The 24,208-nt window shown below is 45.1% G+C and carries 21 protein-coding genes; 6 read left to right on the top strand and 15 right to left on the bottom strand.

Translation table 11 applies throughout. The features are described 5' to 3' along the window. Window positions 1-158: 158 nt before the first annotated feature. Together C900_RS21205 and C900_RS28765 are read right to left on the bottom strand one after the other, a co-directional pair. Window positions 159-1,301: a GTP-binding protein gene (locus C900_RS21205; protein WP_009582267.1), complete on the bottom strand. Its 1,143-nt coding sequence runs from the start codon at window positions 1,299-1,301 to the stop codon at window positions 159-161. Continuing rightward, window positions 1,285-1,725, bottom strand: a complete 441-nt coding sequence (locus C900_RS28765; RefSeq protein WP_009582266.1) for a MerC domain-containing protein — start codon at window positions 1,723-1,725, stop codon at window positions 1,285-1,287. Before C900_RS28765 ends, C900_RS21205 begins: the two co-directional genes overlap by 17 nt. A gap of 260 nt (window positions 1,726-1,985) precedes the next feature. Between C900_RS28765 and C900_RS30705 the strand changes: the two genes are divergently transcribed. From C900_RS30705 to C900_RS21175, 6 genes are all read left to right on the top strand, one after another. Then, window positions 1,986-2,228, top strand: coding sequence for an ATP-binding cassette domain-containing protein (locus tag C900_RS30705; RefSeq protein ID WP_009582265.1), 243 nt, complete (start codon window positions 1,986-1,988; stop codon window positions 2,226-2,228). An 8-nt stretch (window positions 2,229-2,236) separates the two neighbouring features. Beyond that, on the top strand, window positions 2,237-2,665 hold the full coding sequence (locus C900_RS21195) for an ATP-binding cassette domain-containing protein (RefSeq protein ID WP_425402000.1): 429 nt from the start codon (window positions 2,237-2,239) through the stop codon (window positions 2,663-2,665). After that, window positions 2,652-3,893 (top strand): ABC transporter permease, encoded by a 1,242-nt coding sequence (locus tag C900_RS21190; RefSeq protein WP_009582263.1) that lies wholly within the window; start codon window positions 2,652-2,654, stop codon window positions 3,891-3,893. Before C900_RS21195 ends, C900_RS21190 begins: the two co-directional genes overlap by 14 nt. Continuing rightward, a complete protein-coding gene (locus C900_RS21185; protein ID WP_009582262.1) occupies window positions 3,886-4,311 on the top strand; it encodes a DUF3299 domain-containing protein in 426 nt (141 codons plus the stop codon). Before C900_RS21190 ends, C900_RS21185 begins: the two co-directional genes overlap by 8 nt. 125 nt (window positions 4,312-4,436) lie before the next feature. Next, window positions 4,437-4,862 (top strand): Fur family transcriptional regulator, encoded by a 426-nt coding sequence (locus tag C900_RS21180; protein WP_009582261.1) that lies wholly within the window; start codon window positions 4,437-4,439, stop codon window positions 4,860-4,862. 3 nt (window positions 4,863-4,865) lie between these two features. After that, on the top strand, window positions 4,866-5,471 hold the full coding sequence (locus C900_RS21175; RefSeq protein ID WP_009582260.1) for a methyltransferase domain-containing protein: 606 nt from the start codon (window positions 4,866-4,868) through the stop codon (window positions 5,469-5,471). A 2-nt stretch (window positions 5,472-5,473) separates the two neighbouring features. On the opposite strand, the gene C900_RS21170 is transcribed toward C900_RS21175, so the two are convergent. The 13 genes from C900_RS21170 to C900_RS21110 all read right to left on the bottom strand — a co-directional run bounded on the left by C900_RS21170 (window position 5,474) and on the right by C900_RS21110 (window position 24,083). Beyond that, a complete protein-coding gene (locus C900_RS21170; RefSeq protein ID WP_009582259.1) occupies window positions 5,474-6,829 on the bottom strand; it encodes an MATE family efflux transporter in 1,356 nt (451 codons plus the stop codon). After that, complete coding sequence (locus C900_RS21165) at window positions 6,830-9,040, bottom strand: DUF5916 domain-containing protein (RefSeq protein WP_009582258.1); 2,211 nt, start codon at window positions 9,038-9,040, stop codon at window positions 6,830-6,832. Next, window positions 9,037-10,476, bottom strand: coding sequence for a DUF3526 domain-containing protein (locus tag C900_RS21160; protein WP_009582257.1), 1,440 nt, complete (start codon window positions 10,474-10,476; stop codon window positions 9,037-9,039). The genes C900_RS21165 and C900_RS21160 overlap by 4 nt, the downstream gene beginning before the upstream one ends. After that, window positions 10,469-11,905, bottom strand: coding sequence for a DUF3526 domain-containing protein (locus C900_RS21155; protein WP_009582256.1), 1,437 nt, complete (start codon window positions 11,903-11,905; stop codon window positions 10,469-10,471). Before C900_RS21155 ends, C900_RS21160 begins: the two co-directional genes overlap by 8 nt. A 3-nt stretch (window positions 11,906-11,908) precedes the next feature. Further along, complete coding sequence (locus C900_RS21150; RefSeq protein WP_009582255.1) at window positions 11,909-12,610, bottom strand: ABC transporter ATP-binding protein; 702 nt, start codon at window positions 12,608-12,610, stop codon at window positions 11,909-11,911. Between the two features lie 65 nt (window positions 12,611-12,675). After that, window positions 12,676-14,025, bottom strand: a complete 1,350-nt coding sequence (locus C900_RS21145; protein ID WP_009582254.1) for a DUF3526 domain-containing protein — start codon at window positions 14,023-14,025, stop codon at window positions 12,676-12,678. 2 nt (window positions 14,026-14,027) lie between these two features. Further along, on the bottom strand, window positions 14,028-15,476 hold the full coding sequence (locus C900_RS21140) for a DUF3526 domain-containing protein (RefSeq protein WP_040497236.1): 1,449 nt from the start codon (window positions 15,474-15,476) through the stop codon (window positions 14,028-14,030). A gap of 8 nt (window positions 15,477-15,484) precedes the next feature. Then, window positions 15,485-17,989, bottom strand: a complete 2,505-nt coding sequence (locus tag C900_RS21135) for a TonB-dependent receptor (RefSeq protein ID WP_009582252.1) — start codon at window positions 17,987-17,989, stop codon at window positions 15,485-15,487. Between the two features lie 5 nt (window positions 17,990-17,994). Beyond that, on the bottom strand, window positions 17,995-19,203 hold the full coding sequence (locus C900_RS21130; protein ID WP_009582251.1) for a DUF4374 domain-containing protein: 1,209 nt from the start codon (window positions 19,201-19,203) through the stop codon (window positions 17,995-17,997). Further along, window positions 19,200-21,557, bottom strand: a complete 2,358-nt coding sequence (locus C900_RS21125; RefSeq protein ID WP_157494109.1) for a TonB-dependent receptor — start codon at window positions 21,555-21,557, stop codon at window positions 19,200-19,202. Before C900_RS21125 ends, C900_RS21130 begins: the two co-directional genes overlap by 4 nt. A 123-nt stretch (window positions 21,558-21,680) precedes the next feature. Beyond that, entirely contained in the window at window positions 21,681-22,598 is a 918-nt protein-coding gene (locus C900_RS21120) for a hypothetical protein (RefSeq protein WP_009582249.1), read from the bottom strand. Window positions 22,599-22,605: 7 nt separating this feature from the next. Beyond that, window positions 22,606-23,082: a glycine-rich domain-containing protein gene (locus C900_RS21115; RefSeq protein ID WP_009582248.1), complete on the bottom strand. Its 477-nt coding sequence runs from the start codon at window positions 23,080-23,082 to the stop codon at window positions 22,606-22,608. 644 nt (window positions 23,083-23,726) lie between these two features. Beyond that, window positions 23,727-24,083: a DUF3276 family protein gene (locus C900_RS21110; protein ID WP_009582247.1), complete on the bottom strand. Its 357-nt coding sequence runs from the start codon at window positions 24,081-24,083 to the stop codon at window positions 23,727-23,729. Between the last annotated feature and the right edge of the window lie 125 nt (window positions 24,084-24,208).

Below are 24,208 nucleotides of genomic sequence, written 5' to 3'. Positions count from 1 at the left end.
TCAAGGCCGTTCTGAAAGCTATGTCATTATCCACAAAATCAACTGAAAGTTGTTGGTTACCTCGGGATGACGGTAGTGAAGAATTGAATAATTATTTGGGTTCCCGGCGGGAAGGGATTGGATCCGGGGTTTTTGTATCTGCACTAAACAACCACAAATCAATGAAGGCAGCTTGCCATATCCCTAATAATAGCTGATTTATCCATATCACGGCCTATGAATACGATCTCATTCATCCGGTCGCCCCATTGCTTGTCCCACTTCTGCATAATACTGTTCTGATTTTGCATATATGCTTCACTCCTTACCCTATCCCTTATGGGCACAGAAGCCCACCACCTGCCATAAATGTCCGCCTTCACGGAGCCTCCGGCCTGGCTCCATAAATAGGCCACTTCAGGCTCCGAAGCAAACCAAAACAACCCCTTGCTCCTGATGACATTAGCAGGCCAGGATTGGGTAGCATATTTCAGGAACTTCTCCCGATCAAACGGCCTGCGTTCACGAAATACGAACGAGGATATGCCATATTCTTCGGTTTCAGGAGTATGTTCTTTATTCAACTCCCGTATCCACCCGGCAGACTGTTCTGCCTTTTCATAATCAAACAGCCTGGTATTCAGGATCAGTTGTGGATCAATTTTTCCAAAGCTGGTCCTGATCAGTTTGGCTTCCGGATTGAGCCTTGAAATAATGCCTTCCAGAACATGGAGTTGATCACTGTCTACGAGATCAGTTTTGTTAAGCAGGATCACATTGGCAAACTCAATCTGGTCGGTCAGTAAGTTGACAATGGCACGTTCGTCCCCAGTATCATCGGTCATACTTCTGTCTGCTACTGTTTCCGCGCTACCAAAGTCGGTAAAAAAATTACAGGCATCTACCACTGTCACCATAGTGTCCAGCCGTGTCAACTGACTAAGGTCATACAGATCGTCTTCTGTAGCAAAAGAAAAGGTCTGTGCTACGGGTATAGGTTCCGAGATACCAGTACTCTCGATTAGCAGGTAGTCAAATTTATTTTGCTTCGCCAGTCGCTCTACCTCAATCATCAGGTCTTCCCTTAACGTGCAGCAAATACAACCGTTACTCATCTCTACAAGCTTTTCGTCCGTTCTGGAAAGTCTGATCTCATTTTTCACAAGCTGACTATCGATGTTTATTTCGCTCATATCGTTGACGATAACCGCTACTTTCAACCCCTTCCTGTTGTGAAGCACATGATTTAAAAGTGTGGTCTTTCCCGTACCAAGGAAACCACTTAATACTGTTACTGGCAATTTTTTAGCTCTTTTTAGCATCATTTTCAGGAAGTTTATTTTCATGAAGGCACTCGGGATATTGTATAGCTGACTGACGGATATGCTTCCAGTTAATAAAGTGAGCCACTGCTACTGTTAACGCCCCTACCGTATTAAATACCGGTTCGGCCCACTCCATGGGGAGCCGGTGTCCTACTCCGATTAATGCAAACCCAATTGACACCACTACAAGCGCCAAAGCTTTTCGGTGATGGTTGCGATACCCATGAACTAATGCGTAAGAAGCAATCAAAAAACTGGCTGCAATGGTGCCGTACTCAACATAAGAATTATCAAGAAAACCAAGGCCCGCCAACGGTGCAAGCGTGAGCAGAAAAGGAAGTATAGCACAATGAATGGCGCACAACATTGAGGTAATAAAACCTACAATGTCGGGGTTGATCTTACTTATTAGTTCTTTCATTTTTTCAGTTCTCAGTTCTCAGTTCTCAGTTCTCAGTTTTCAGTTTTCAGTTTTCAGTTTTCGGTTTTCGGTTTTCGGTTTTCGGTTCTTCAGTGGTTAATGGTGGTACGAATCAATCAGACACCAACACCTTTCCCACCAGCCGGTCGACAAGGGACCAGCAACCGAACATCTGATTGCAAATATAAAGAGATTTACTTCAAATGCAACATTGTTGCATTTATAAATACCATTAATTATGTTTGCTAAAAAAAGACAGTATGCTGAAAACTAATTCCTTACAATTTACTTACAGCCACAGCCGAAAATTTTACTTCCCGGATCTGGAGCTACAGTACAAAGAAAACTTGTTAATACTTGGAGCCTCTGGCATAGGCAAAACAACATTGTTGCACCTGCTTGCGGGCATGCTGAGACCCTTATCGGGATCGGTAGAATTGTACGGAACGGACATAGCTCTGCTACCCTCTGGAAAACTGACCGTTTTCGCGGACAAAATATAGGTGTAATATTGCAGCGGCCCCGCTTCATTCATTCACTAACGCTGAAAGAAAACTTGCACCTGGCGCAGCATCTGGCCAATAAAAAACAAGATGGTACGCGAACAGCAGAAGTACTTGAAAGGTTAGGCATTGCTCAACAACAGCAACAAAAGCCTCATCATTTAAGCCAGGGAGAGCAGCAACGCGCAGCCATAGCGCTGGCGCTGATCAACCAGCCCCGGCTCATCCTGGCGGATGAACCTACTTCCAGCCTGGATGATAAAAACTGCAAAGTGGTATCTGACCTACTCCATGAACAGGCATCTCTCACAGGGGCTATGCTTGTAGTAATCACCCATGATAAGCGGTTAAAAGAGGTTTTTCACAACTCACTGGAGTTGTCGGATATCAATATTACTTCACCCCTCCAACAAGCAGGCTGGTATGAACATATTTAAACTAAGCTTAAAAAACATTATTGCCAGTCCCCTGTCAGCCACACTGAGCCTTATCTTGCTTACGGTGGGTACAGGTATTATCTCTCTGCTGCTACACGTCAATAAGCTCGCACGCGAACAAATGGAGAATAACATTAATGGTATAGACATGGTGGTAGGTGCGAAAGGCAGCCCCCTTCAACTGATCCTTTCTGCTGTATACCATATAGATATGCCCACAGGCAACATCTCCCTTGCCGAAGCGGAAAAAATAAGGCAACACCGGCTGGTGGCTTCAGGTATTCCCCTCTCCTACGGAGACAGCCATGAGGGCTATCGTATAGTCGGTACTACTCATGAATATCCGGAAAAATATAACGCTAAACTTGCCCGTGGCACTTTATGGAAGAACCCTTTTGAAGTAACCGTAGGTGCAGTTGTAGCTTCAAAACTTCAACTGAAGCCTGGCGACACTTTCACCGGAACCCATGGGCTTGGTGAAGGCGGAGAGTATCATCAAGACCATCCGTATCTGGTAGTTGGCGTTTTTGACCATACCCACTCGGTAATGGATCACCTGATCCTGACCTCGCTGGAAAGTGTGTGGGATGTACATCACGATGGGGACAATGAACTGCACCACGATCACGATGATGAAGCAAGTCACTCACAGCACCCGGATGAGCACCATGAATCAATGTCTGATCGTGAAATTACAGCTATGCTGGTAACTTTCAGAAGTCCATTGGGGTTAGTACAGCTTCCCCGGTTGGTAAACGAGCGCACCAGCATGCAGGCATCTGTTCCCACCTATGAACTCAACCGGCTATTCGGCCTGATGGGCATAGGCATAGATACACTGAATGTCATCGCTATGTCTATTATTGCCATATCGGGGTTAAGTATGTTTGTCAGCTTGTGGAATACCCTGAAAAACCGCAAATATGAAATGGCCCTGATGCGTGCCTATGGAGCATCAAGATGGCAGGTGGTGTGGCTGGTTGTGCAGGAAGCCCTGTTACTAACAGGATTGGGTTTTCTGTGCGGTTTGCTGATCAGCCGAACAGGTTTATGGCTTTTATCTTCAACGGTGGAGAACAGCTATCACTTCAAATTGCCGGGTTGGAAATTTCTTCCTGAAGAATGGGTCCTGTTATTTATCTCATGCGCTATAGGACTGATAGCAGCACTGATTCCGGCAATACAGGCTTTCCACATTAATATTTCAAAAACATTAGCCGATGCTTAGATCATTTATTATTTGTATGCTGACTGCCAGTATGGCTTCGGCTCAGACAGAAATCACCTGGAAAACACTTGGTGATGTGAAATTCACAGACAAGTATAGCGAAGAGGTGGAGGCATATTATTACTATCCTCATTTCGGCCCTACAGTAAAGGATTTGGACGGTCAGGAAGTTTATATCAAAGGATATATGCTGCCCATCAATCCTAAAGAAAATATATACATCCTCTCGAAATACCCGTATGCTTCCTGCTTTTTTTGCGGCAACGGAGGCCCTGAATCTATCGTTGAATTAAAGCTACGGCCAGATCATCCGAAGTTCAGAATGGACCAGATAGTTACTATCAAAGGTCGCCTGAAACTGAACCGGGACGACATCTATCAATGCAATTATATTCTGGAAGATGCCACGGTTTATTAGGGTGTTGCATCAAATGACCAGCTATGCATTTTGCTCTTGTTCTAAAATAAATCCTATATTAGCTGATTGTATGAAAACTGATTTAACAGACATTGTGTTCTGGCATGAAACATCAATAGAATATAATGGAGAACACCAGGATTGTAGAAGACCTTTTAAGATCGCATGGGTTAAAGAGAACTCCCATCAGACTGGAGATGCTGCAGTTATTTCTTAAATACGATTTTGCCTTGTCGGCCAGCGACCTTGAAGCCTTTATGAAATCAGACCATGACAGGGTAACGGTGTACAGAGCGCTGGCATCATTTGAAGAACACGGCATTCTGCATAAAGCGTCAGAGGATGTACAGGGTATAAAATATGCACTGTGCAGCAGCAGTTGCCCTGATGAAGTACACACCGACATGCATGCACACTTTACCTGCGATGAGTGCCATCATACCTATTGTCTCAAAGATGTAAAAGTTCCGGAAGTCAAAGTCTCCAATAGCTACGCTATCGACAGGGTCAATTACACATTAAAAGGCACTTGCAAACAATGTAAATCCTGAACCATGGCTAAAAACTGGAACGGGCATTACAAGCACCTCAACGAAAAGACTCCACCTGCCGCTATGCTGTCTCTGGCACTGGCGGCCTTTGAACATGAAAATGCAAACAATGCCGAAAAGCTATCTCTAGACCTTGGGTGTGGCAATGGCATAGATACCCTGGCCATGCTGCAAGACCACTGGCATGTTACTGCCATAGACCGCGAGCGCCAGGCGTTGGTAACCGTGGAAAGGCTCGTTGAACCCGAATTACGCAGCTACCTGAAAACCCGGTGTATCGACTTTGCCGAAATAGACACTCTACCTGCATGTAAATTAGTTAATGCCACTTTCAGCCTTCCGTTCTGCCCGCCTGCCCGGTTTGATCATTTATGGAATGTCATCTGCAAAGCTATTTTACCGGGAGGCAGGTTCAGTGGCCAGTTTTTCGGAGTACGCGACTCGTGGAGTTCTAATCCTGAAATGACTTTCCACACACGAGAAGAGGTGCATCAACTTTTGGAAGGGTTCGAAATAGAACACCTGGAGGAAGTAGAAAAACAGGGTAAATTAATTTCAGGACAACCCAAATACTGGCACGTCTTTCATGTAGTAGCCAGAAAAATATAACCTCACCCTGCGCTTAAACCGGTCATAGGGCTCAGTTTTTTCAACTCTTTTCTCAAAAGCAACTGTACCACGATGGCATACGCCATATTTTCAATGGCCAAAGCATAGTAAATACCATCAATACCTGCCTTCAATGACAGCAGCAAAACCAATGGCACAAACAATATAAGCTGACGGGCTACAGGCATGGTGATAGCCAGCCAGCCCTTGCCGGTAGCCTGAAAAAATATAATACCGGTAGACGCTATGGGGAGCCAGGGCATGGCCAGAAATATAAGCCGCAGGTTGTGCAACTCACCTTCAAGCAACTTCTCACCCGGTATCATGATGGATACAACTGCCTCAGGAAAAATAATTATTGGAGCTAACAGCAATAATGTCAGACCAATAGCTCCCAGGCGAAATATTTTTATTGTATCCCCGCAACGTTGCCACTTGCCTGCACCAAAATTAATACCAATAACTGGTTGTAACGGCTGTAATAGCCCCATGGCAGGAACCGATACAAATGTAAACAGCCTGAATGCTGCACCAAAAAATGCAATATCATGGTTAGTGCCATATGCAGCTACAAGCCTGAACAGAAAAAACTGCCTCACCACATTGGACAGTTGCATAGACAGGGACGAGGTGCCTACGCTGATCACATCTTTGATGATCGCTCGCTCAATACGTATGCCAAAGCGTCCGGTATTGAATGACGACCTCCCACCGATAAAGTACCATGAAGTGAGCAGGCTGTATATGCCCATACTCAATACACTGCTCCACGCGGCACCGGCCACACCCATAGAAAAAACGGTAATGAACAATGGTGTTGTCAACAGGTTAAGCACTACACTGATCATTGTGTAGTTCATAGCTTCCTTTACCTTCCCTTCCGCGCGGATCAGCCCGTTGGCGGACAGCCCGTAGATGCTAAAGAAAATGCTGTATACATAAGCTCCGAAATACGTTCTACCGGTCTCCAGCACCTCTCCTTGGCCTCCCATCAACGCTACCAATCCGTCTGTAAATAACAGTCCGGCCGCCATTAATACCACAGAAAAAATCAGGGCAAGCGCCAGCAGGTTGGGAATCACTTTACGCTGCACTTCCACATTGCCAGCCCCAATGGCACGACTCAATACAGAGCCTGAGCCGGCAGCTATTAACCCGGTAGCGGCTGATATGACCAGGGTAAGCGGAAATAAAAGACTAACCCCTGCAAACGCATCCGCTCCAACCAGGTTGCCAAGATAAATGGAATCTATCAATGAATTAATAGAGATCATCAACATCCCCAGTATACCCGGGGGTGAAAGCCTCATCGCAATCCGCCAGAGGTTATCATTCAGCAGGTCAGGTCTACCCGCCATCTAAAACTGCTTCAAAAAAGTGATCTTCCCGATCAACTGCTGCTCCCTGAAAGGTTGCTCCAACCCCTGGATTCTGGTGTCGTTAAAAACGATATAAATGAAAGACAACGGTCTGTACTCCCAGCTACCACGTATATTCCACCTCCCCTGTTCATCGAATGAATTGTACTGATAAAATGCAGAGAGTTGCACCCTCGGGTTGAGTGCAAAACGTGCTCCAAGGGTAGTCAGGTGTGTCTCCAGGTTTTGCTGCATCTCCCCAAGTTCATTGAGCTTGTTGAATTCATAATCTGCTGTAAATGCCAGGTGTGGTACTGGCGCAAATCGTACTCCTCCATTGGCGGTGAGTTTTTTCCCGTTATAAAAACCACCCCAACTGATGTTACCGGATACCGACAGTTTTCGTGACCGGTCAGAATTGTAGTTGATCTGATGGCTTGTATAGTAGTACTCATCCTGAGCAATGGGTATCCCAAGTGGTGCAAAATAAAAATTGATATTCTGCCAGGTTGGATAGATAGCGTATTCCAGGAAACTGCCGTTGGTAAAGATCAGGTATATGGGAAACAGATAGATATTTGCCTGTTGAAAATTTCCAGGATCGCCGGCATCATGGTAGTAGTTAATAAAAGCGCCCGGATCAAACCTCCGTATCCACGGAATATTCTTTGGTCTCCAAATAAAGTAGCCTCCCGGATTGTGTTTGATCACATTCTTCTGAAACACAAAACCCATATCAGGATTATAATCCTCACTGACAAAGTTGGTAATCCAACCCAGGTAGAATTTATTGGTCGAGTATCCTGCAAACAATTTACCTGCCAGGCCGAGTGTATCGCTTGAATTATCTCTAGACCCGGATAGCAAATAGGAGATGGTCAGTTCATTTTTAGGCCTGATCAGACCATCGACAGTTATAGTGGTATTGTTGCTCTGGCGCATGCCCAGCTCTGATGAATTTTCATCCAGACGATGAGTAATCATAATACCAACATTATTTTCCCGTCCGTAATTCTGCAGGTACCTGGCCACACCGAAGGAGGCTGCCGGAGAGTTATCGGTCTGGGCCTGGTGAATGTACAGTCCGGCAACAGAACGGTTATCATCACGCATGGTGTACCTCACACCGCCATCAATCCGGGCAGGCTCGGCATTAAAATTACCCTGAAGACCTATTGTGCGGCTGAAAAAAGGTTTAATGGAAGGGTCTCCTGCCCCTGCCCAGATGCCTGAGTTCTCCAGGAAAAACTGCCTCCTCTCCGGGAAAAATATATTGAACCGCTCCAGGTTATTGACTGCTCTGTCCACATCTGCCTGAGCAAAATCCGTATTAAACGTCAGATCCAGCACGGATCGCGGGTTGATTGCCCATTTCACATCACCTCCTATCTTTGCGTCTCCACCAGAAATAGTCTCATCATTGGTCTCCCTGTCTTCATATTGATACAAAAAGTAGGGCTCTACGCGCACGTTGGCGCTTGGTTCCGGCACTGTAAGGCCCTTTAAACTTGCCGCGTAGGTCATGCGATAGGGAGAAAATGACTGTGGTATCGCGGGGAAAACCGTATGTTCATAATCTCTTCGCGCCAACCGTGTAAAGGTTATTCCCCAGGTGACGGAATCTGCCGTTGCGGGCAGCTCGTACCGAATGGATTTAAAAGGAATAGCAAATTCGGCATAGTAGCCTGAGTCTGTCTGGTGCGTTCTGACTGACCAGAGTGCATTCCAATCATTATCCGTGTTGTTGTCGTTGAAGTTTTGCAGATCCCGCTGATTGCCATATGGCGTAGTTTGAAAGGACACGCAGTATTGCTTCAGGTTCTGAGGGTCGAGTTGAATGCCAAAATTATCATTCTCTTTCCAGGTAAAATCTCTTCTAAGATCCTGCACACGAATGCCCTTCTTCCCAAGAGAATCTGCACAAAAAACACCTACGTACAAATGCTTATGGTCATACAGTAAGCGCACGTTCGTCACGTAATCATACTCCCCGCCCTGACGAGGCTCAATTTTAAAAAAATCGGTTATGAGAGGGGCGCCTTGCCAGTCTGCTTCTTCAAGCTTACCATCGACCCTTATTTCTCCTTTGGCCTGCACTGCTTTCACCACCGGGGGTGTTAGTGGCGGAGGAAAATTCTGGTTGTCCATTTGAGCATAAAGTCCGGCAACCTTGAAGAAGATAACTACAAGTAAAATCAAATGCTTTTTCATATCAGATTCTTCTTTTTTATCTGTACCAATCCGGCCATAACAAAAAGAATGGCCAGAAGCGATATTTTTAAAATGTTACCACTGGCTGTTGTGTACCGATGCGTGTCCTCATCCATTTGGAATGAGGGCAATCGTGAATAATCCTCAAAGAGTATGGGTTGATCCCTAAAAAGCTTTTGAAAATAGAAGTCTGTGATCTTCCCATGAAAGACCGCCAATGCATCCTGAAAGCGTAAAAAAGTGTTCAGGTCTGTATGAACGATATGGGTGAAGACATCCTGCATACTCACTGCGGGATTGATCCAGTGGAAATGAGTCGTCCAATCGTTCCTCTTGTTTACCTGCTCGTTATAGTGATCGACTTCCTGCTGGCTGTTGATATCTTTTAGTGAGGTGAACGCTGCATAAGCTTTAGCCAGCCTGTTGTTTCTGATCAGGCTGTCGCTTCCGGCCAGTTCAGGCTTGTGGGCCAGAAACTCCATGATCACCTCTTTGGTTTCCTCCTCGTCATCTTCGTTTTCAAAGCCAGTCCTGCGGGTGAGACTGGCCAGTGTGGTACTGCTTAGCGGGTACATGGTGGTAACGACAATATTGAGCACCGAGGGAATGACGATGAGAAAGAATAACCAGCAGCCTGCCGCAGTTATCGCATTAAAAGACGAGCTTTTGCGGTAGCTGACGATCAAAAATAGCAGGCCAAACCAAAAAGCAGTGTAAATGATCACTCCGACCACCCATAGGAGGGCTGGCAAGCGGTTTTCTGGCTTGAATACACTGCCTGAACTGATCAGGCCAATGAGAGACATCAGTATAGCCAGCCCTGTGATCAGGGTGAAATAAAACAGCAGACGTATAACAACTATCCGGCTGATGGTTACCGACTGGATATGTAGCAGCGGAAGCGTACCATTTTCTTTTTCTCCTGAATACAGGCCGTAGCAAAAAGCGATGATCAGTAATGGCAACAGATAAACGATCACGAAGGAAAGGTCAAAATTACCTGCCAGCAGATTAACCGGATTGGCCAGCTCGTTTTCAAACAACTGGTAATGGAGGCTCATGCCCGTCAACCTGTAATAGTAGCGAAAAAGGTCCCGTTGCCCTATCGCCAGCGCTGCATAATCGTGTGGAGGTAAAATAGCGTGATAGCCATGCCGGTACCAAGCAAAAGCCGGGTTGGAGGCTATGTCATGGTTCTGTTCTTCCTCCACGGTTTCCGGCTCTCGTTTGAAACTGGCCTGGTACGTCTTAAACTCACCCTGCTCCATTTCCATGATCTCTTTAATGACGTTGCGCTGCGCATCTATTTCGCTTTGCCCATAGTAGATGGCATACAGACCGAACAGGAAAGTCACTCCGATCATGAGCAATTGAAACCTGTTTCGCGCGAATGAGATCCATTCATAGCGGATGAGTGTTTTAATGGCGTTATCCATGAATTGGTTTGCTTTTACGGTTTGAATAATTGAGCAGTAGGATGATCAGTATACTCCAGCCGACAATGGAGATCATCTCTAGCTTGTAGTATTGTAATATTTCAAACGCTGAAGGCACAACATAGCTAAAATCTTCCACCTCATTCCACAGATCGATGCTGGCCTTGTATTCATAGAATTCACCATACCGGGAATTCTGAGCCATGTCGTTGTTCATCTTGCGAACCAACTCCCTGCGGTAAGTCTCTACCTTGTCTTCAAAGTCTATGGCTGTATGCATATCCGTAGCCGACAAGGCCATGGAAAGGTGCTGTACTGCCAGGTAAGGATTGAAAATACTGGCTATGCTGCCCATTCTGTTTTGCCGGTGAAAGATGTCCCGAAGCTTTTTCCAGTGAATGTCATATACCATATTGCCGTACTCCTCTCCTGCCTGCATGCTTACTCCTTCGAAATTAAACGGCAGTTGATGTACCGAGTCTACCTGATACTTTTGCAGGTATTCCTTTTCCAGCTTTCCCCTCCTCACCGACCGGGGTGTTTGTCCGTCAACACCATCGCGAATATCATTCTGAATGGCTTCCTTAAAGGCGCGCATAGAGGGCAGTGTATGAAAGCTTTCACTGAGATTGGCCACTGTTTTTGGCATCAGAATGACCAGGAATATCCAACATGCCAGCAATGTGAGCAAGGCGTTTCGCCCAGTGGCAGAGCGGAGGGATACCCATACCGCCAGCGATAAAAAGATAAAGATGTAAAGCATATAGACTACCACCAGCAAAATGGTGCGCAGGGCCACATCGGGGATAAAAGAGGAAGACACGCTGAAGGTGGCCAAAATGAACATTCCGGCTATATAGGGAGCCAAAATAACAACCAGCGCAACCCCGTAGGCCAGTACCTTCCCCCATGTAATGGTGGCATAAGACACCCCCTGGCTGAGCAGTAGCTTAAGTGTTCCCGTTTCCTTTTCTTTCGTAAAAGAAGAAAAGGCCAAAAATATGATCAGCAACGGCAATAAAACATGAAGTACCAATGCAGCGCTAAGCTCACCGAACCGGATCATACTGCTATGATCCTGGGCAGGACGGAACATAAACTCATGCTGATGATGCGCCTCCAGGTAGATTGATGTTCCGGTATACGTATCGAGCCCGAAATCAAATACGCTGAGTATGGTCTTTGGTTTGAAAACAAAAGTACCATAATGCGCAGCTATATGCGGATGTTTATCTCCCTGCCCGAGCCATTCCTGCCGCTTTTCCTGCTGTTTTTCAGCTATGATCCGGCTTTGCTGGCTATACGACAAGTAGCCGGCATAAAGGGCTACCCCGAGCAGCAATAAAATAATAATGCCCAGTGAAACTACCAGCCGCTCCCGCAAAGCTATTATGATCTCCTTTCTTGCTATAGAAAATAAGTCTCGCATGGTTTAATTGTGCATGTGTTTGAGGTAAAGCTTTTCCAGATCCTGAAAACTCACATCTTCTGATTTGAACTGCTCTATCAATACCCCTTCTTTCATGATGCCGATGTGCGTGCCGGTATCTTTCGCACGAAACAGGTCGTGGGTTGCCATCAATGTAGCTACCCCTTTTTCCTTCATATCGAGCAGCAGCTCTGAAAATTCATTGCTAGCCTTTGGATCCAGGCCTGAGGTAGGTTCGTCCAGCAGCAGCACACCGGCTCCTCTCGCTCTGGCCAAAGCTATACCGACCTTTTGACGCATACCTTTGGAGTAGCTGCTCACGCGCTGATGTATAAAGTCGGGCTGCAGGCCAGACTGCGCAAGCAGCTCCTCCAACTGCTCTTTGGAGTAGCGTTTTCCGCCAAGACCGCAGAAAAAATCCAGGTTTTCCAGTCCGGTCAGGTTCGGATATAGCATTAAGTTTTCCGGAATGTAGGACAGCAGTTGCTTCGTTTCCTTCGGATATTGCTTTACATCCATGGAATTAATGGTAGCCTGTCCGCCAGAAGGCTCAATAAAATTAAGAAACAGGTTGATCGTAGTAGATTTACCAGCTCCGTTGGCACCCAAAAGGCAAAAGATATCACCGGAATTAATAGAAAGGTTAAGTCCGTTGAGAGCGGTAAAATCACCGTATTTTTTGGTAAGGTTTGTAGCTTGTAGCATATGCAAAAATTTTTGTTCTTTATTATCAGTTAATGATGTTCCTATTTAGTGTTTGTAAGAAAGTTTTAGGTGACCTTCAATTTCTTTAGATTAATGATCGACCACAGAGCAAAACCAATGATGAAAAGCAGCAGGGGAAACATTGACCTGGCCCAGTTGATATCCGGTTTATCAGCAAAATATTCGGGTTTAAACTGTTTCCAGTCGACATCGCTGATGGAGGCGTTCTCAAAAATCTTCGGATAGAAATACAGCCTCATCTTTTCATGAAAAGCGCTGGTCTGATCCAGAAATTTCAAGTGGTCATCCAAACTGCTTCGGGCAAGATCATGAAATATTAATTGCGTATGCATAGTAGGCACAAACAAAGCCACTGCACTGCTTGCCCGTTCTCGTTGCATGATCTTTTTACGCATGGCCTCGCTCTGCTGCCGTGATTCATCATCTCCCATCTGCTGCATCGCGTAGTACCAGAGCCAGCTAAAGTTCCCCTCGGGCAGCGGATACTTTTGATACTCCGGATAGTGAGCAAAGAACTTGTTCATGGTCACTTCTTGCTCCATATCCCATTTTTCATGGTATCCGTCCCGCTGTTTTACCATGGTACTTAACGCTTCCGGAACCGGATACTGGTTAGCCACGAAATTGTTCACCGATGCAGGCAGAAGAATGGCAAGTGCCACCCATAGCGAAAGCAGTGTAAGCAAGTTGAAACTCGAATTGCGCTGCAGCGATACTATCCAGAAGCTTAGCGCCAGCCAAAAAGTCAGATACAGAATGCTTAGGGCCATAAATGCCATCAGCACTTCGTTGATCGGGAGTGAGAGCTTCAGAATGGCGATGGCGAATAGTACAAACAACGCCAAATACAGCAGGGCTGCACGGACGGATAATTTTTTGATCAGGTAGCCGCGAACAGATTGAGATTGGATGGCAACCAACCGCCACGTCCCTTTCTCTTTTTCTTCAGATAACAGGTCATATGTAAATGCAATGACAAGCAATGGAAACAGGTAGATGATCACAAAGCCGAAATCCAGGTTACCTGATTGCAGATTGGTGGGATTATTCAGATCGGTGTCGTATTTCTGTCCTTCAAGTGTTCGGATGGTTACGCTTTGAATCCCTGAGTTCACATCACGCTGCCCAATGGATAGTGCCGTCAGATTATCCGGGGTATTGATCAGGGCAAACCGCAGGTAATAGAGCAGTAGCCCCATGTCACTATCAATCCAGCTTACGTTTCTCTCAATGTGTTCTTGCTGATGCCTGGTGACTTCAGCAATTGCTTTTTCCTGCTTTACCAGAAACTGGTTACCAATAAAAATGCTGATTAAACCCAACACGAGGATCAGTATTGTAGTGAGTATTACCGCTTTAGAACGAATAAATTGTTTAATTATCAGTAAGTACATAGTTAGATTGCCTTTGCTTTTTTTGACAAATAAATAATGCCCCCAACGGTGGCTATACTCCAGCCAAGTAACGCTATGATTGACCATAATTCGCTTCGAAGCGTACTACTTATGGAGATATACCGATGTTTGAAATCCGGCAGTTGCTTCCAGTGGTCCCGGCTTATCGTATGGGGCTTTTCACCCGGGGCCGGTGCTTTGTTACTGATCAGCTCCATTTGCAGTTCATTCATCTGCTGCGCCAACTGATATCGATAGTCTTCTGCCTGCCTTTGAAAATCGATGTAAGACTCAAAATCAGTTCCTGAAATCGCCATGGAAACATTTTTGACAGCTACGTAGGGGTTGATCAATGCGGTGATCCGGGTAAAGCTATTTTGCTTTCGATAAGTTTCCAGTAAATCATTCAAATGATCATTATAGATCCGGGAGCTTAACTTTTCTCCTTCACGCATTACAAATCCGCTGTAATTAAATGGCAATTCCTCCACAGAATTTACCTGATGTGCAAGCAAGACAGAATCCTTCAGGTGCTTGTAATGCGGATCATCAGGATTATGACTATCACCAGTTTTGATCAGTTCTTTTTCAACAACAGATTCAAATTCCGCTTTGGACGGTGAAGCATAAAAGTAGCTTCCCAGCGCCTGGGTGGTGCGTGGCAACAAAATGAAAAAGAACAACCAAAGCGCCAGTAGCTTGATCAGCGCGTCTTTGGATGATTTACTCACCGCAGATATCAGCACGGTGATGATACTTATGATCAGGAAGAACAACAAGTAGCTGATGAGGATCCCTGCGTATCGCAGCCATATGTCAGCCGTCAGCCCTCCTTCTGTAGCCAAGAATAACAACAGCAGGATAACCAGTGCTACAGGAATGAAAAACAAAAAAGCGAGCCCCATCAGTCCCACAGACTTACCGATAAGTATCTCCTTCCAGCCTGCACCCTGGGAAAGGATGATCTTCAGGGTTCCGTGCTCTCTTTCTACTGCGACAGAGACAAACCCAAGGAAGAAAATAACCAGGGGAAGGATGATCTGAAGGATCATGGCCATGCTTATTTCACCAAACCGAAGCAGCCCCGTTGAGAAGCTGGCCTCTGAAAAGTTTACGCTATTTTGTTTGTGCGCCTCAAGGAAAACGGCATTGCCTGTAAAACTTTCCAAACCAAAGTCAAAGACACTAAGGGCATGTTTTAGCCGGAACGCAAATGAGCCGTAGTGCGCCATCCGGTGAGGATGTTTGTCAGGATTGGCTTCCCAGCTCTCCCGCGCTACCTGCTGATAGTGCGTGCGAATGTGATTATGGGTAGCGTAGCTTTTCCATCCACTATAGGCAGCAAAGGCTACAATTAAACCTACAATAATCATTATCGGATAAATGGCCTTTGACCGAAAGGTGTTTAACCAGAAATGTTTTGCTATGTGAAATACTAACGCTCTATTCATTTGTCGGGTCAGAATTTATATGTAGCTGTAATCATAAAGTTTCGAGGCGCACCGGGAAACAACCTGAGATAGTTTTGCGCACCTATCCAGTAGGTCTCATCCAGTACGTTATTGATGTTCAGCGCCAGTTGCATATTGGTTTTTGCCGGATTATAGTACACGGCTAGGTCCATAATTGTATATCCTGGCACGGTAAAGTCGCGGGTAAACCATGGCACCTTGCTTCCGCTGTGCTGCAATCCCACGCCAATTCCCAGATCCTTAAGGATACCAGACCCAGAGAAATCGTAGCGCGTCCATATGTTTGCGCTGTTCACCGGAGTGTTTTCCTTACGTTTGCCGTTGAGGCTTTCGTCCTGATCTGTGACGATACGGGCATCTATGTAACTGTAGGAAGCGTTGATCTGCCAGTTGGGCAAAATAAACCCTGCCAAATCCCATTCAAATCCACGGCTTCTGTCGGCTCCGCGCTGCACGAGTGAATCAGGAAAATTCGGAAGGTTGGCGTTGATCAAAATATTTTTCTGATTGATCTCGTAAACCGCCATATTCATGATCACTCTCTTATCGAAAAACTCACCCTTTGCGCCTACCTCCTTCAAATCACTGATAAGCGGTTTAAACCGGGCCGGGGAATTAGGATCCCAGAAAAATGCCCCAGTATTGGGCATGAGTGTAACTGTATTTGCCTGCGGCTGATAGCCTTTCAGGTAAGTAGCATAAACATTGACCTGCCGTGTCACTTCATAGGTAAGGCCGATTCTCGGGATCAGCGCAGTATTGTTAAACCCACGTTCGTTCGGAGCTTCGTAGTTGGTGATGTCTTTATACCATTCCCTTCTCAAGCTAAGCAGTGCGGAAAGCCTTCCCAGCTTAAGCTGATCTTGCACATAAATTGCATGTGTGGTAGTAAGGGCCGATGGCACTGCAATCCTGGAGTTAAGCACATAATCCTGAACATTCTTGATGGTGTACTGCGGATTATTAAGGTCAAAGTGGGCAACGTTTGGTTTTGGCAGTATTCGTCCATCAACTGTTATGGTCTGATAGGTGTCTGCACTAGTAGCATCAAAACCTGAGGTCACACCTCCATCCGCCAGCAAATAACCTCGTGCAGCGTTTTGTCCACCACCTTTTGTCTTATGCCAACGACTCAAATCATAGCCCACCAACAGCTTGTTGGCGACCTGACCAAGATTGAAATCAACATTAAAGTATGCATTCAGATTATCAATATCCCAATATTGCTGCCTTTGCACGAATTGCATGCGTGCCAGGTTAGTGACCGGCTGGTTGTCAATATCTACTGCAAAAGCATTGGTAGTCCGGTGCTCCTGCAGGTCTTCTTTCCAGGTTTGTTTCATATGAGCTATATTGAAACTGATGTTGTCGGTGAGCTTATGCGCCAGGTTAGTCATGAGCATGAACTCTTTGGAGATGAAGTAGTCGTTGGAAGCTCCTAAATTTAAGCTGATGGGTGTGCTGTTCAAGTCCGAGATACCCGCTGTAGCGCCAAAAATGGGCTGCCCTCGATCCAGCGTGCCTTCGCTGTTGCTGTAGATCATTTCTACATTAATGGCCGTTTTGTCGTTGGGGATGTAGCTGATAGAAGGTGTAAAAAGCATAGCATTATTGGTGACCAGATCGCGATAAGATTTCGCCTCCTGCAAAGCACCGTTGAAGCGGTACAGCAGCGTTTTGGATTTGTTCAAAGGCCCTGTGAAATCCAAAGCAGCTCTAAGCGTGCTAAAGCTCCCTGCACTCAGGCTAATTGTCTTGCGATCTTCTGCCAAAGGTTTTTTTGTGACCATGTTAATACTTCCTCCCGGATCTACGGTGGAGAAAGTAACAGAAGCCGGCCCTTTCAACACTTCGACTCTTTCAATGTGAGAGGTGATGGGCTGAAGAAAATAATACTGCCGGGTTCGCATGCCGTTGATGATCTGTCCCTCCTCGTTTTGGCTGATGCCCCGTATATTATATTGATTATAAAAACTTGATGGGGCCACACCACTGACAATTTTCACCGCATCAGCCAACTGAAAGGCCTGCCGGTCTGCTATCAGCTCTTTTGTGACTGTACCCATCGATTGGGGAAGCTCTTTGTTTTTAATACCAATTTTAGTGGCCGAAAAGGAATAGTCACTGCTGTAGTCCCGTTGCTGACGTCCGAGTATTTCCACTGTCTGCAACTCGTGGGCAAGTTCGCTGAGCACAATAGTACCCAAATTATATTCTCGCTGTTGAAGAAATTCATATGACTTCAGATGGGGCTCATAACCGATGAATCTCACTTCTACCTGATATGTCCCCGTATTAGAAAGGATTATGCTAAAAGCACCGGCTGCATCTGTAGTAATGCCCAGGCTTCTATTATCACTGGTCAGGCTCACTGTGGCCCCGGGTATACTGTTTTGCCGCGCGTCAACGATAGTTCCCCTAACATTGATCTGGGAAAACGCCTGCTCACAGACCCATATGGATAGCGCCAGGCATATTAATTTTCGAATCATTCCTCTCAATCCAGTTTTTCCAATCCTGTGATATACCCTCCTGACGAAGTAAAGAGCTTCGTAGCATTATCCGATGACAGGTCGTACCGGTACACCGCATTCTCGTCATTGGTGGCTATGGAAAAAAGCAGACTTTGGGCGCTTTCTTCATGTATGATCATCCTACGGGATCCGTAGGTTACCGGTAGCCCCTGTACCGCACCCTCACTCGTTTCCCCGTCAAGGTTTATTTTATAATATTTGAATTGCGGCTGCCCGGTAGCGTACTCCCAGAAGTCACTCTCATCTTCCACTCTGGCCGTGAATGATTGCCCGGCCGATGTGTGGTAGATGCCGAAACAAATGTTGCCGGTGGCGTCCTCCAGATTAAAGAAATAATCCTGGTCAAATGTAGTCTCTCCGTTATTGATCCTTAAAACGCCACTGGGGCTGCTTCCACCTGCATTGGTAGTACCCAGGGCCTGCACATAAATATCTCCATTGGAAGTTTTCACCATTCCGGAATTCGGGCTTTGACCGCCAAACACCATCCCCGTTCTGCCATCGGCTATTACTTTTTCTACCTGGTGCGTTGCCAGGTCTATCACCGCCACATAAGCTGAATCGTTGACAGGCACAAAGTTATTCTCATAGTGCACCCCCATAAACAGCTTATTGTCCCGCTCCAGCATATCCAGATAGTAAGTACGAGTCGCTTCCGGCACCTTATCTATCACCGCACTGAGTGGTATTTCATCTTCAATGCGCATGGTAGTAGGGTTGAAGATGATCAGCTTGGAAATACCACCTGATACCGTACCATAGGCTACTGTTTCGCTCTCAAAATGCAACGTAGAAAAGGTATTGGCACCGGGCACCACTATCCTTTCTTCTTCTTCAGGAAGGCCTTCGTTATTGAACACATACTTTACAAGGTTAGCCGGAGCGCCAAAAGGTGTGGCAAACAGGCTTTTCCCGTAGGCTACAGTACTCGCACTTCCGGTAAGTTCAATCGCATTGCTGTTATCAACACTCGAAAGATCCAGGTTTTCCAACCCCTGAATATACGTGGTGAGATCAGGCCATGCCCCGCTGACTGTGGATACAGCATAATTTACCTCCGTCTCTGGCGTGGCAGCAGGGCCATCGTCATCAGAGCAAGCTACACATGCGAGGGCCGATAGAAAAAAAAGGGCCGCCCTGCAATACCATAGATTTAAAAACTGAATTTTCATTTATTGTTTTGGTTAGTGTTTATAAAAGTTCTTAATGTGAGATAAAAAGCCCTTCCCGGCCGCTGTACGCTAAAGTTGTCGTACGCCTTGCGATCAAAAAGATTAGAGGACTCCAAAGCCACGGATAATTTGTTTTCGGGCAGGCTATACGATACCCCAGCGTTTTGTATGAACTGTTCAGGGATTGTGTTCTTCAGGTCCTTCCGGCCATCCACTGCCCAGAACAGATAAAAATCATGCACATAACCTGCCGACCACCATGCGGAAAAGCTGTTTTTGCTACCTAAGATGTTCTCTTTGGTAAAGCGTACTTCTCCGTTGCCAAATAGGTAAGGAATGTTGGGGAGCCTGGCATCGAAATAACGGTTATCAACCGAGCCGGTTACTTCCCTGGGCGACCTGTTTCGAATGTCCTGATAAGTAGCATTGGCCTTTACAGACAGGAAGGTAAAAGGCGTGTATTGTATCTCCGCCTCCACTCCCTTAACCATGGCTTTGAGCAGGTTTTGGTATTGAGCAAAAAACTGAGAAGTTCTAAGCCATATAATATTATTGGTTATGCGATAAAAAGTACTCACCTCGGCTGTTATTCTACGACTGTTGAGTTGCAGACCAGCATTAGCATTATGACTCTTTTCAGGGTTAAGTGATGGATTAGGCCTAACCAGCGTAAAATCTCCGAATAATTCATGCTCGTCCGGGAGACGAGTGGCATATTCATAGGAGGCTTTTGCCCGTAAATGGCCTGTAAAGCTGTATTTAAGGGACTGTGAAATACCATAGTTTGAAATGGACTGACTGTGAGGGAGAAACTCCATATTGCGAATGGAATAACCATCCGCGCTGAATGCAAAATATTTAAGCGCAGTATAGCTCGTCAACCCGTTGATAAAAGCATGTTTATAGGCCAACCCTGCCACATTCCTGATCAGTTTGGTAGGATTGCCATAGAAATCCTGCCCGTAGAAATCCGATGCCACCGGATCTTCTCCAACTCGTTTAAACCATGAAGAAAGTATATTGAGTGTAAAATGTCCCTTGCTCCATGGGTGGAAAGTGATATTAAGTCTGTTGACAGCGTTTTTAGAACTTAGGTCCAGCAAATTTCCCGAAGTAGATATTTCGCCCCCATCCGTGCGCCTCCGGTATACCCGACCGTCCCAGGTATAAGCATTAAGCGTGGTATCCTGAAAATAGCCAGATGTGAAATTGGCGCCTCCATACCATTTAAGGTCGGTACGAGGCAGAACAGACTGCTTTTCATATTCCAGCGAAACCCCCGTTGTAGACTCTTCATAAGTAGCTTCTCCATAGGGCTGTGACATAATAGCGTTGTGTTGAATATCATCATCCAACCCCGAATACCTGACGCTAACCATCAGCCTGTCTGCATACTTTTTGTCAAAAACACCGCCATGAAAGTTTAATAAATAGTTGGTAAACCGGTCATGGAAACGCCTTGCTGTAGCAGGTTGCGGATTACCATTGGCATCGGGGATCTCTACATCAATCTTGTAGTTGTTATCCGAATGGTTGTAAAATGAAGAGAGGCCCAAAATGACATTTTCCGAAGGATTTACCCATTGCCCATTGAAGTTGAGCTTGTGCGTATTAAAAGACCCCCGAGCATATGAGGCGTCCATATAGCTGATGTATTCCTTCCTTGAAATAATATTAATACCTCCACCGAGGGCATCAGCGCCAAGGTCTACAGGCACTACACCTTTGTACACCTCGATCCGCTTCATCATATTGACCGGCAAGGCATTCAGCCCAAAACCTGAGCCGAAGTAGGACAAAGGGATGCCGTCAAGGAAAAATTTTACCTGCTTGCCAGACATACCGTTGATATAAACCTGCGCGTCACTGCCAAAGCCCCCGGTTTGCCGTACGTTCACGCCCGAGATCTGCTTGATGACGTCACTGGTATTGATATTTTTAGAATAAAAATCGCGTGTGTCCAAAACTGCCACGCTGGCTACACTTTCCTGTAGCTCCTGTCCTTCCGTTTTCCCGGTTATAGTCACTTCATTAAGCTCCGTAACCTGCTCCACAAGTGTTACTTCCATGTTTACATCATGCCGTACGGCATTTATGGTGAGGGTTCTCTTTTGAGGTTCAAAACCGATATAAGAAAAGCTTAGCTCATAAACTCCGGGTGCCAGTTCTGCAAAAGTAAAATGTCCGGCCTCATCCGTTATGGAACTTTTTCCGGCATGGGAAAGCTCAACATATACACCTGGAATGACATTACCCTTTTCATCCAGAACTACACCGGAAATAGTTGCTGCGTATGCACCGGAAATACCCGGGCATACCATTAAAAGAAGAATATAAATACTAAATCGAACCATGTCTTTAAATGCAACTATGTTGCAAATATAAGATTTATGCACAAACGCAAAACACTTGCATTTAAATATTTACAGAAAATAATATCAACAGGTTGAATGAGAGGATGAGCGGATTATTTGTCTTTAGTCGAAAGACACTTTGTGGATCAGTCCTTCGGCCGCCATCTCGTCAAGCAGCGGTTTTTCGTTATCAGAAAGGCTGGCTGTATTAATCAGGCCATTTGCTTTTTCCCACAGCAGTTTGTGCGCTTCCTCAAGTGCATAGGCTTCTTCCACATCTTTTTTAAATAAATAGATGCTGCCATCTGCTTTGGCTGCTTGTGGTATGCATTGGTTTCTCAGCAAATAGCCGGAAGAGCCGTATTGAAGTGGTATGATCTGTCTTTCCTCATTATAGGCAAGATAACTAACCGGAGCGCTCATTTTAATAGATGTTTCCTGTAAAGGCGGGATTTCAAAAACCTCAACATCCGTATGCATTTTGCCTTCAGGCAAAGGGTGGCATCCTATTACTTTTACAGGGGTGCGTTCTTCAGAGTGGTTAAAAACTATGGCCTCCGATGCATCCTCCACGATCCGTTCGAGGGTAATTTTTTCGATAAAAAAATAGTCATCTGCCGCAGTTTTGGAATACCTCACTTCACCACCACTGTGAACCTCGGATATCAGGGTGTATTTCCCGGCAGGAGCATCCTCAGGCACATGATATGTGAAGTAGTAGTGCCGACCTGATTGAATATTTTGTAAGATCTCAACAAGCCTTTCTGTTTTTTGCCGGCCGCCCAGGTAATCAGCTACAATCATCAACGGCAGGTTTTTATTGAGATACTTTAATTTCTTTACATATCTCTTTTTGGGTCCGACCGGGTCAGGAAGGCCAAGTACATGCTTTTCAAAAAGCATGGTCTCCTTACCTTTCGGGTCCCTAACCCCGATCCTCACCCAGGGAAAGATGTGTACATCTTTTAAATGGGCCGTGTTGAAGTTCCAGTGAATGGTGACGGTACCACCTGGTACGGAACGCTTAGGGAAAATACTCATGTTTCTTCTACTTTCTTAGTATCCTCAATTGCTCCTTACTGTATTTAACAGGATACTCCTCAAACCATTTTCTTACGGTATCTTCACCTAAATGGTCATAGGTAACGGAGATCAGCTTTTCCAGCTTATCCAGGTATGCCTTTTTAGCTTTGTCAGGGTCAGCATCCATGGACTTTCTACGGTCTTCCTTCTCCTGTTTGCGAGCCGGAATATGATGGAAGTACTGACTAAAGTACTTTTGACTGAACTTGTGATACTCCGGGGTAAACAAGATCAAGTTGTGCCACATTTCATCAATAACAAGCAAATCATCCGGTATGAAAACCCCGGGTATCTGGCTGATATATAAAAACTTTAATGTTTCTTTAAGTATATCTCTCGCCTCTCCTTCAGTAACATTATACAAATCAAGAAACCTTGATAGTACATCTTCATTTTCGTACTCAAGTAGTTGCTCTAGCTGGTTCTTCTCAAGTGTTTCCATAAGCAGGTTGAAATAAATAGCAGCAGCATGTATAAACACGCTGCTACGTAAACATCAAAAATTAAAAGGTAGAAGTGCAATGACCACAGTTGCTGCAATGTGCGCTTCCTACCGCTTTTGCCGCTTTGTCAGCCAGTATCCTGGAGATCAAAGCCTCTTTGTTGGTTTTCATAGTTTTCTGAATTTTGATTGATACCTACTCTGTTGAAAGGTTTTCGGCTTACCCTTTACTATTGCAACAGTGTTGCATATATACCAATAACCCTCTTTAAATGCAACAATGTTGCCTTTAAAATATTGACGAGTATTTCAAAAAATAATTGAAAAGGCCGTTCGTAATTTGTTAAATTTTTAATTGTCAAATGATTGACATCCAAAATCAATCCTGCCTGGTAAGAAAAAAATTGAACGTGCAAAAGAACCGGGAGCTACTCGTGATAAGTGACTCAGCATGTTCCCATATGAGTGGGGTTGGGCAATCGAAGCGAGAAGTTGAAAGTAGAGAAACTACAGAATTTTGACAGGATGAGGCGTTTACACGTCTTTAAGGTATCAATGCAGGGGTACTATTTTATCTAACAACACCACCAATAAAAAAGCCCTCGAAACATCAAGGGCCTTTTTATATTATTTATAAGGACTATTTAATCCCACTTCAGTTCTGTGTCAATCTCTGATCTTCTGTCTTCATTCTCCTCACCATCCAGATCAAGAGGACGATCGAATTGTGCAAAATCAACGTCTGGTAATAGCTCGTCTTTAACATGATTTACCGTGCTATTCAAAGCCTCTACGAACTTATTGAAATCTTCTTTATACAAGAAGATCTTATGTTTTTCATAAGTAAACCCATCATCCTTATACCTTCTCTTACTCTCGGTAATTGTCAGATAATAGTCATTCGAACGCGTAGCCTTTACATCGAAGAAATACGTCCTCTTTCCTGCTCTTACCCTTTCAGAAAATATTTCCTCTCTTTCATTGGTATTATTCTCTTCCACAATCCTAATAGTTTAGTTTATAATATAGCCTTAGTTTTTATAAATCAGTGTTAAATATAGTACAATAATTAGGTTTAATGCAAACAAGATAATTATTAATTACAAAACAATTTTAATTTGCGTTC

The organism is Fulvivirga imtechensis AK7 (assembly GCF_000331535.1).
Lineage (GTDB): Bacteria > Bacteroidota > Bacteroidia > Cytophagales > Cyclobacteriaceae > Fulvivirga > Fulvivirga imtechensis.
This window is presented reverse-complemented; position numbering and strand designations above follow the sequence as displayed.